Here is an 8,208-nt window from a genome sequence, read left to right as displayed (position 1 = left end):
CCGTGGTGCCGGGCCGGAGGTCGGCCAGCATGTGCATGATGACGATGCCGGACGGTCCAAATCCCGTGCCCTGCGCGAGATCGTCGCCGAAGGTGTGGGTGGCCCAGTTGAGGATCGGCTTGGGGCCGTGGGGCTCGAACTGGGCATTCAGGGCTGCGAGGCGTGTGCTCGGCCATGGAGCATCGGCGGGATCGGACGGGGAGGCCATCTGAGCTCAGGCCCGTTTTTCAGGGATTGGGTGCTGAGAGAGCGGCCAGGGCGGCACGCAATTTGTGACAACACCCCCAAAACAAGGACTCGGCGCTCCTCCCGTCAACCCTTTTGTGCCCGGAAGGGCTTTTATGAAATCCAGAGGCTCTCCATTGAATAATTCTTTGCTGGCCGGTAACAATGTGCGCGTGCAATTTTCGGCCATTCCCCTGTTCTCTTGGTACCACATGGCTTTTCCTAGCAGTCTTCCTCCGTCCCCATGATCAGCTACGTCTCCACCACCCGCGACATTACCGTAACTGTCCGGCCCTTCTATCTGGATGAGCCGTCCGACCTTGTGGAGCGCGAGTTTGCGTTTGGCTACGCCATCTGCATTGAGAACACCGGCCCAGACGAAGTCCAGTTGCTTCGGCGCCGGTGGATCATCCAGGAGTCCGACGGCAGCCGACAGGATCTGACTGGGGACAGCAATCTTCGCCCCCACCCGGTCATCGCACCCGGTGAGACGCACGTCCACGACGGCTCCTGCACGATCGAATCGTTCAACGGCACCGTGGAGGGCAACTACCTCGTGCAGCGGGCTGACGGGGAGCAGTTTCGGGCGTCTGTGCCATCGTTCCCCCTACACGCCGCCGCGAACTAACATTTAAAGATTGGCAGATTGAAAATTGCCGCCCCAAATCTTCCGATCTGCAATTTTCTAATCTTCAAGTGGCGACCACCTCAATCTCGATGTCGTAGTCGTCAGTGGTGAGCGTGATGGTCTCGTTCTCGTTGGTGAGTCCGTAGTCCTCAATGGCGTCCGGGAAGGCCTCGTCCGGGACATCCATGTTGAAGAAGGCGTCGGCCACGACCTGCCAGTCCTGCGGCGTGAGGTGCACGGTGGCGTTGCGGCCCTCGGCCACCATTGGGGCGTAGTCGAGCACTTTCTCCAGATGGTTGATGGCCTGCTTGACGTGCTTGTTCTCGGGGATGTCGGAGTCTATATTGGCCATGTCACGGGGCATCGTCGGTACAGGATCGATTGCTTCCGCTCAACGAGAGGATTCGGCGGCGCGTTCCCATCCAGGCGGCAGTTGTGCATTGAGCTTCTCAGGGCATCTTCTTACCACCTTCACTGCTCTCTCCACCCCCACGCTCCCGCTCCCAAATGCGCCAGTACCTCGACTACCTCCAGGACATCCTCGATCACGGCACCCGGCATGCGGACCGCACCGGGACGGGGACGATTCGCGTCTTCGGGCGGCAACTGCGCTTCGACCTGAGGGAGGGCTTTCCGCTGCTGACCACGAAGCGGGTGTGGATGCGGGGCGTGACGGAGGAGCTGCTCTGGTTCCTGCGGGGCGAGACCAACATCCAGTCGCTCGTGCAGGCGGGCGTGTCGATCTGGACGGACTGGCCCCTGAAGCGGTACCGCGAGGAGACCGGCGACGAGATCAGCCAGGAGGCCTTCGAGGAGCGCATCGCGGAGGACGACGCGTTCGCCGAGCGGTGGGGCGACCTCGGGCCCGTCTACGGCACACAGTGGCGCGACTTCGAGGGACCGGAGCGGCGGGTGGACCAGATTGAGCGGCTGATCGAAGGCCTCCGCGAGCGGCCGCACTCGCGCCGCCACGTCGTGAGCGCCTGGCACCCCGCCCAGGTGGAGGACACCGCCCTTCCGCCCTGCCACTACGCGTTCCAGTGCTTTGTGGAGGGGGAACCGGGCGACGGGCGCCTCTCGCTGATGTGGCAGCAGCGCAGTTGTGACAGCTTCCTGGGGCTTCCCTTCAACATTGCCAGCTACGCCCTGCTCACGCACATGCTGGCCCAGCAGGTCGGCCTGGTGCCAGAGGAGCTGATCTTCTCAGGCGGAGACTGCCACATCTATAGTGATCATCTTCCTCAAGTGGAAGAACTTCTTTCGCGCACACCAAAGCCGGACCTGCCTACCTTAAGAATAGATCGTGATGAACCTCCTGACGACCTGGATGATTACAAATACGAAGACTTCGTGATCGAGAATTATGATCCTCATCCTTCAATCTCGGCACCAATATCAGTTTAGACCATGCCTGACCGCATTCCTGATGAGAAACGTCGGAGTATTGCCGAGTTTTACGCCAAAGATGATGCCCGCACACAGGAGGAAACGGCCGACGAATTCGGTGTGAGCGAGTCCTTTGTTCGTACGGTCCTCAACGAGTACGACGTCGACACAGGGCACCGGGCCCTCAGTGAGACGCAAGAGAAAGCTATCGCTGAGAAGTATACGGAACCGACCGTATCTATGGCTCAGCTGGAAGAGGAGTACGACGTGTCATACCACTGCATAAGCAACGTTTTGGACCGACAGGGTGTAGACAAGAAGTCGCGCTCCGAAGCGCGTCGTGAATACGCAGTACGAAAAGACTTCTTTGTGCGTCCCCGTTCTGCGTCCTTTTACTACTTCCTTGGGTTGATGTATGCCGACGGCAGCGTATCCGGGGATAGAATTACGGTAGTGCAGCATGTACAGGACGCAGACATCGTGCGACAGGTCCGCGATCTCATCCAACCTGAGTCGCCGGTTCATGACTATCACCATGATGGCACTCATTACGTCCGCTTCTCACTCGACTATGGAAAAGGGCTGGAGGTGTTAAAATCATACGGCGTAGTCAAAAACAAGACGTTGAATCTGGAGTGGCCGTCGGGCAAAGTACCCAACCGCCATCTCCATCACTTTCTCCGAGGTTATCAAGACGGGGATGGTTCAGTTGGCATCCGGGCCGGACGGTTTCGTTGGCAAATTGTCGGCACACAGTCGTTTCTAGAGGGTGCTGCCGTGTATTTGGACCGACATGGTTTCCACCTTGGCGTTTATGGCATCGGAGACAAACCGGTTTGCCGGGGAGTGGTGAGCGGTGAGAACCAGATCGTGCAGTTGTACGATCTGCTTTACGATGAGGCAGAGGTGTTTGGCGAGCGCAAGCATGCCGCCTGGAAAGAACTTCGTGACACCGACCGCGATGGCAACGAGCGTCACAAGAAACCAGTCGTGGTTGGGCAGGAAACGTACGAGTCGAAATCTGAAGCCGCACGAGCCTACGGCATTGACCGGGGCACTGTCCATTACCGTGTAAAGAACGATACCTTTCCGGGATGGTCCCACCAGGACTGAGATCACCGATTAAGACCCTTTCGATTCTACTGGAGCTCCAGTTGCCCCGCAGTTATGATCCTTCAGTTCTCGGTCAGAGGGCTCCTTGGACTTATCACGGATGTCCTTCTCGGCCACAACCTCGCCGTCTCGAACCAAGGGCCCGTGCAAGGCGGCCCTCTCCGCGAGCGCGACTCGATCTTCGACTACACCGCCGACGACGTGACGATCGAGAACTACGAGCATCACCCGGCCCTCCAGGCGCCGATTGCTGTTTAACAACCGTCCCACCGCCATGGACTACGACGAAGACAAAGTCGACGAAACCATCCTCGCCCTCCTCTGGCTGACGGCATGGGAGACGGACGTGTCGGTAGACGACCGTCCCGTAATGCGAACGTGGAAGGGACACAACTTCAAGCACATGAACCGGCTGCACGACAAGGGCTACATTGCCGATCCCCGCTCGAAGGCCGAGTCCGTCGTCCTCACCGAGAAGGGCCGGGAGCGCGCCGAGGAGCTGTTCCAGGAACTGTTTGGTGTGGAGGACCCGCTAGACGAGTCGTAACTGCACGCATCCATTCCCCTCTTGCCCCATGAACGCACACTCGGATCATTCAGACGATGCAGAGGCGCGCCGCGACCGGATCCGCTCGGAGATCACCGTTGATGCGTACAACCCGGAGGAGCAGGCCCTTGGCTGGTACTACTACCTCGAGAACAAACTGCCCTTTCCCTTCGAGGCGCGATGCATCCGCGAACGCCCCGTCTCGCCACTGCGCGAGGGCGAAACCGTCCGGGTGACCGGCCTGCCCGACGAGCAAAGCTGTATGGACGAGATGTTCGTCACGATCGACTGGGACGATCGCACGCTCGGCGTCCCGCTCTCGCAACTGGAAGGCCTCGACATCGACGCGGAGGCGCAGCAGGCCATTGCCGACTGGCACTACTGGAACGGATAGGGACTACGTGCCTTCAGAGACCGAAAAATTCACCCTCCGATAGGTTTAGAGGAATCGATGCCACGTGCATCGGCTCGCCTTCCACGTTCGCCCGTCGCGCCCCACCCCCACAGGCCCGTCCGGTACAACTCAGCCGCGAGCTGCTTGGTCACCTTACCCTACAACTCCGTGCGATACCCTCGCCTCTTCGTTGTGCTCACCGCTGCTCTCCTTGCCGGCTGCACGGCATTTCAGAGCGTGAGCTACAACACCAAACTCCAGTCGGTGGAGCGCTCCGATCACGCCAAGACGCAGTACGGAGACTACACCCTCGCCCAGAAAGAGCCCGGCACTGACGCTCAGCAGGTCTACGAGGACGATCTCCTCCGGGCCATCTGGGGCTTCGATAACACCTCGCTCCGCCTTACTGTCGAGAACAAGTCGGCGTACAGTCTTCGAGTCCGGCTTGACAAGGGGACGTTCGTGATGCCCGATGGCCGGAGGGTTCGTCTCCTGCGGGGGGACATGGGCTACCCGGAACGTGACGGCGCGGTCCCTCCCCTCATCGTGCCGAGCGGGGACCCGATTCTCGGGAGCAGCACCTCGGTCTCCGTGCACCTGCTGCCGAGAAGCACGGTCGAGTTTGCAAGACGCTCCGGTACGACCAGCGGATACGGCACGACGGAGGCGATCCTTCAGCCCACGGACGCAGGGGCCGACTCCGCGGCGGTGAGCCAAAACATCGGCCGGAGGTTCTCGGTGACCCTTCCCGTCGAAAATCGCGAGGCGATCGACAACTATACGTTCGTCTTCAAGGTCATCGGCGCGAAGATTCCGAACAGCGATGGCGGGCCCCAGGTCCTCGGAACGTACCCCACCGCGGAAGACTAGACGCTCGGTTCCGGTCGTGCTCGGGGTTGTCTTGCCCTCTACGGGCGTGTGGCAATGCCTCGACGATTCGTCCACCAGCGGATGGCACACGGCTGGCGTGTCCGCGAGAGCCGCCACGAGCGTTCCGTCATCAGAACGGCAGTGCTGTCTGCACCCGGTAGTAGACCTTCCAGTTTTCCACGCCGCCCTCCAGCACCGACCGGGCGGTGCCGAGGGCGTGCCCGACGCGAAGCCCGCCGATGCGCAGCGCGTTTTTGAGCTCCACGCCGGCCCCCACCTGCTGCACGCCGTCCGCAGGGCCCCCGTCGCTCCACACCACGCCCCCGTCGATGAACCCCGTGAGCGTCGTCTTGCCGAGCCCGACGAGACCGAGCACCTCCGTCTGCAGGCTCTCCGCAAACGGGATCCGGTACTCGATGCTGCCGAAGGCCACCCGGTCGCCCAGCACGTACTGCCGGTAGCCGCGCACTCGCTCAACGTCGCCCAGCGAGACCGGCACAGCGCCCGGCAGGGGGAGCTCAATCGAATCGTACCGCGAGAAGCCGATGTAGTCCTGCGGGAACGACGAGCCGGTCTGCGCCTGCAGTCGGCCGTAGAGGAAAATCCGCTGCGTGCCGAGGCCCGGCAGGATCTGGTAGCCGGCCACGTCGCCGCGTAGGAACGAGCTGTCGCCCCCCAGCACCTCGGCCGTGCCCGTGGCTCGCAGCCGGAGCCCCCACCCGTCAAGCGGATGGATGAGCGTGTGCCGGTACGGTGGCTTTTTGCGGCGGGTGAACTGGAGGCGGAGGCTGGCCTGCTGGCCGGCCCGGGGCGGCGCGAGGGCGCCGAGCGCCGGGGTGAACTCGTCCCGGTCGAGCGGCTCGAGGTCCGCGTAGCGAAGCCGGGCCGAGGCCGATGTCGAGACGTAGGGCCCGACCCCCCAGTCGAGGGGCCACCGGGCCGACAGCTCGACGCCGGTGCGGTCCTCCACCAGCAGGTCGCTCCCGTAGATGCGGGCCGAGGAGGAGGCGCTAAATAGAGTGAGCCCGATTGTCGGATACAGCTGCCGATTCAGGTACGTCGCCACGACTTCGCTGTTTTCGGTGGGCTCGGTGAAGGAGACACTTCCCCCCACGTTGAATGTGTGCTTGCCCAGCGGTTCGGTCCAGGAGGTCGCCCCCGTGATGCCGAAATCGCCGGTAGAAAATTCGTAGTAGGGCAGCCCGAAGGAGGCCCGGTGTGTGAGGTTGGACAGGGAATTGTATTGCCTCCGGGACTCGATGAGCGACGGGTCCGGCGACAGGGTTCGGGGGATGGTGCGGGGCGGCTGCGTGGTCGTCCAGGCCGCGTACGAGTCTGGGATCGAGGGCTCGACGGACCGGGCCGACCGTCCCGCCGGAATCCGGAACGCGCCGTCTCTCGTCTTGGAGAGGGTCGTCGAGGTCACGAGCGCCGTCTCCGGCCCCGTGTCGGCCGAGTCGGCGCCAAAGGCCGAGTCGGCCGGCACCCAGTCGTGGACCGCGGCGCCGCGGACGAGGTGCGTCGTGCGGCGGTGCGTGTCGGTTGCCACGTCGTACACGAACGCGTTGGGGACGCCGTCCCGGAGCGAGGTGTAGGCCAGCTGCGTGCCGTCGGGGCTCCAGACCGGCTGGCGGTCGTCGGTCGCAGGATCGGTGAGGGCCGTCGACGCGCCCGTGCCCAGGTCATGGAGCACGAGCTCCCGCCCCCCCTTCGCGTCGACGCGGGCGAGGGCCAGGGTGTCGCGCGAGGGATGCCACTGGAGCCCCGTGATTTGGACGTCGCCCTCGTAGTCCGTGACCGGCGTGGTGCGGCCCGTCTCGAGGGTCCGAAGATGGACATTGGCCGTGCCGTCCTCGGTCGCGACAAACGCGAGCCGCTCGCCGTCCGGCCCGAACGTGGGGGCCGAGGTGCGGCGCCCGTACGTGAGGCGGCGCTCGTCGTCCCCATCGGCCGCCACCATGAACAGATCGTCGACGATCGAGCCGTGCTCGGCCCGCGTCTGCCGGCTGAACACGATCTGCTCCCCATCGGGGCGCCAGGCCACCGGGGGCTCGATGGGGCCCTCCGCCACGACGGTCCGGGCGCCGGTCGAGCGGTCGATCACGTGGAGCCGGCGCACCGGCCGCGTCGGCGACAGCTCCGAAAGCACGGCGATGCGGGTGGTGTCGGGGCTGTAGGCGAGGTCCTGCACGGACCGGCCGGGCACGTTCAGCGTATCGGTGCGGAGGGAGTCGAGCGTTTCGAGCTGCCCGGCCAGCGTATTGTAGTAGACGTTCACGTCGCGCCGCCACTGCTCGTAGAAGGTCTCGTGGGAGGTGCCGGTGGTCTTCTTGAAGGCCGTTTCGAAGTCGTGCACCTCCGCCAGCCCAAACAGGACGTCCTTCTTGTGGTGAAGCACGTCGGTGAGCGTCGAGTCGCCGTACTGCTGAGCGAAGTAGCGCATCTGGCTGTGGCCGGAGGCGTAGAGGAGCCGCCCGTTCCAGAGCGACTGGCCGTCGTCGTAGGAGAGGTCGTCGTCCAGGACGGCGGCCCGGAGCCAGCGCTCGCCCCGCTGAGCGTTCCACGTTTCGGCCTGATACTGCGCCAGGCCCTCTACCCAGAAGCCTGGACTGCCCCAGATGAGCTGCCCCCAGATGCCAAGGTCTCCCTCCATGGCCTGAAAGTGGAAGAGGTGCGTGAGCTCGTGGGAGAGCACCACCCGCAGCCACGAGGCCGGCCCGGAGAAGGAGGCGGCCCAGTCGTTGGTGTTGACCCAGATGTCGGTGTACCCGGGGCCGAAGGGAACGGCAAAGCCGTTGACGATGGCGTCCTGGTCGCTCAGGTAGACCCGTATTCGCTCGTCGAAGGTCACGTTCAGGTTGGCCGAGAGAGAGTCGTACGTCGTCTCCGCAATCGGTGCGGCCTCGGCCGCGATGCTGTCGAGACGGGCCGGGTGCACAATCTCGAAGTGCTCGGTCGTCGCCACGCGCCAGTCGATCTCGGGGTGGTTGCGGCCGGTAAACGTGCGGAAGCTCTGGGCCTGAGCAGCGCAGATCGTGGCGCAGA

8 protein-coding genes and 2 pseudogenes are annotated in these 8,208 nt (G+C 63.5%); 7 read left to right on the top strand and 3 right to left on the bottom strand.

Annotation, left to right across the window (positions count from 1 at the left end; all coding sequences use genetic code 11):
- Positions 1 to 208, bottom strand: a pseudogene (locus tag ABEL04_RS09805) (phosphoadenosine phosphosulfate reductase); the annotation flags it as partial.
- Positions 209 to 469: 261 nt separating this feature from the next.
- Here ABEL04_RS09805 and apaG point away from each other — a divergent pair.
- Positions 470 to 853 (top strand): Co2+/Mg2+ efflux protein ApaG, encoded by a 384-nt coding sequence (gene apaG, locus ABEL04_RS09800; protein ID WP_375802211.1) that lies wholly within the window; start codon positions 470 to 472, stop codon positions 851 to 853.
- Positions 854 to 917: 64 nt separating this feature from the next.
- Here apaG and ABEL04_RS09795 read toward each other — a convergent pair whose 3' ends face one another.
- Positions 918 to 1,205: a hypothetical protein gene (locus ABEL04_RS09795; RefSeq protein ID WP_375802210.1), complete on the bottom strand. Its 288-nt coding sequence runs from the start codon at positions 1,203 to 1,205 to the stop codon at positions 918 to 920.
- 155 nt (positions 1,206 to 1,360) lie between these two features.
- Here ABEL04_RS09795 and ABEL04_RS09790 point away from each other — a divergent pair, with 155 nt between their 5' ends.
- From ABEL04_RS09790 to ABEL04_RS09765, 6 genes and pseudogenes are all read left to right on the top strand, one after another.
- The gene (locus tag ABEL04_RS09790) at positions 1,361 to 2,257 is read left to right on the top strand and encodes a thymidylate synthase (protein ID WP_375802209.1); all 897 of its coding nucleotides are present in this window, start codon (positions 1,361 to 1,363) and stop codon (positions 2,255 to 2,257) included.
- A gap of 3 nt (positions 2,258 to 2,260) precedes the next feature.
- Entirely contained in the window at positions 2,261 to 3,352 is a 1,092-nt protein-coding gene (locus ABEL04_RS09785; protein ID WP_375802208.1) for a hypothetical protein, read from the top strand.
- A 159-nt stretch (positions 3,353 to 3,511) separates the two neighbouring features.
- Positions 3,512 to 3,610, top strand: a pseudogene (locus ABEL04_RS09780) (thymidylate synthase); the annotation flags it as partial.
- 16 nt (positions 3,611 to 3,626) lie between these two features.
- Positions 3,627 to 3,899 carry a DUF6429 family protein gene (locus ABEL04_RS09775; protein WP_375802207.1) on the top strand — a complete coding sequence of 91 codons (273 nt, stop codon included), beginning with the start codon at positions 3,627 to 3,629 and terminating at the stop codon, positions 3,897 to 3,899.
- 28 nt (positions 3,900 to 3,927) lie between these two features.
- The gene (locus tag ABEL04_RS09770; protein WP_375802206.1) at positions 3,928 to 4,293 is read left to right on the top strand and encodes a calcium-binding protein; all 366 of its coding nucleotides are present in this window, start codon (positions 3,928 to 3,930) and stop codon (positions 4,291 to 4,293) included.
- A gap of 168 nt (positions 4,294 to 4,461) precedes the next feature.
- Positions 4,462 to 5,163, top strand: coding sequence for a hypothetical protein (locus ABEL04_RS09765; protein ID WP_375802205.1), 702 nt, complete (start codon positions 4,462 to 4,464; stop codon positions 5,161 to 5,163).
- 130 nt (positions 5,164 to 5,293) lie between these two features.
- On the opposite strand, the gene ABEL04_RS09760 is transcribed toward ABEL04_RS09765, so the two are convergent.
- A partial coding sequence (locus ABEL04_RS09760; RefSeq protein ID WP_375802204.1) for a BamA/TamA family outer membrane protein occupies positions 5,294 to 8,208 on the bottom strand: 2,915 nt, incomplete at its 5' end.

Source organism: Salinibacter sp. (assembly GCF_042218895.1).
Lineage (GTDB): Bacteria > Bacteroidota > Rhodothermia > Rhodothermales > Salinibacteraceae > Salinibacter.
This window is presented reverse-complemented; position numbering and strand designations above follow the sequence as displayed.